Source organism: Polynucleobacter sinensis (assembly GCF_001595985.1).
Taxonomy (GTDB): domain Bacteria; phylum Pseudomonadota; class Gammaproteobacteria; order Burkholderiales; family Burkholderiaceae; genus Polynucleobacter; species Polynucleobacter sinensis.
The window spans coordinates 1-783 of the sequence record NZ_LOJJ01000015.1; the positions used below are offsets into that span (position 1 = coordinate 1).

Here is a 783-nt window from a genome sequence, read left to right on the forward strand (position 1 = left end):
TTGCCATCATCAATGACTAGCTCAGCACCTTGTTTGGCTTTAACCAGCTTACAACCCGCAAAAGTCTCTTTCTTGGATAAGTGCAATACATGGCTAGCGATTGCATCCATAAGCCAATAACAGCCCACAGTTTCAGCCAAGTACTTGGTGCCATCGGTTAACAAGACTTTGGGCCATAAGGGATAGTAATATTCGGTGCCTGTAAATTGATCCAATTTATTCAAAAGCTGGTCTTTTGTCATATTCATTCTTGCTATGCCTTATCGGTAAAAAAGTATTCCTTGCAGTAACACTTAGAAACGAGGCAAAAACATGCGATTTTGACTCGTTTGATGTATTTAATGGTTTTGATTTGCGTCACTTATTTGACAAAGTTCGCCTTGAGTGCGCCACTAGCCTTATCAATAGCTGCATCTAGGCTGCCTTTAGCCACGGCATCTTTAATCAGTGCCAGGGTAGTTAGTAGTTCTGCAAAGTCTTTAACTGCAATCGTGGATCTGCCAGGCTTAATTTCTAGTTGTTTAGCGCCATAGCGAATACAAAAGCACAGCTGTCCATCAATATCTTGAAACCACCAGGGCTTTAGGCGCTTATTGACTTCAATATGCTTGCTATTGCCTTCTAGGTCTTTCACCGTCTTATGTTTTTTGACTGCAAAAGTGGTGTTTTCTAGCTTGGCTTTTAGTAACTGTTCTTGCTCCCATAGTTTTGCCAGTAATTTATTGCGCCGGACAACGATAGGGGGCTGATGAATGGGTTTAGTGGATGTGACTAGATTGAGGG

Annotated in this window: 2 protein-coding genes; both read right to left on the reverse strand. The window is 41.9% G+C overall.

What is annotated here, in order from left to right:
- On the reverse strand, window positions 1-242 hold a 242-nt coding region (locus AOB49_RS09850; RefSeq protein ID WP_342667204.1), incomplete at its 3' end, for a DUF6876 family protein.
- A 119-nt stretch (window positions 243-361) separates the two neighbouring features.
- A partial coding sequence (locus AOB49_RS12180; RefSeq protein ID WP_082784142.1) for a DUF6641 family protein occupies window positions 362-783 on the reverse strand: 422 nt, incomplete at its 5' end.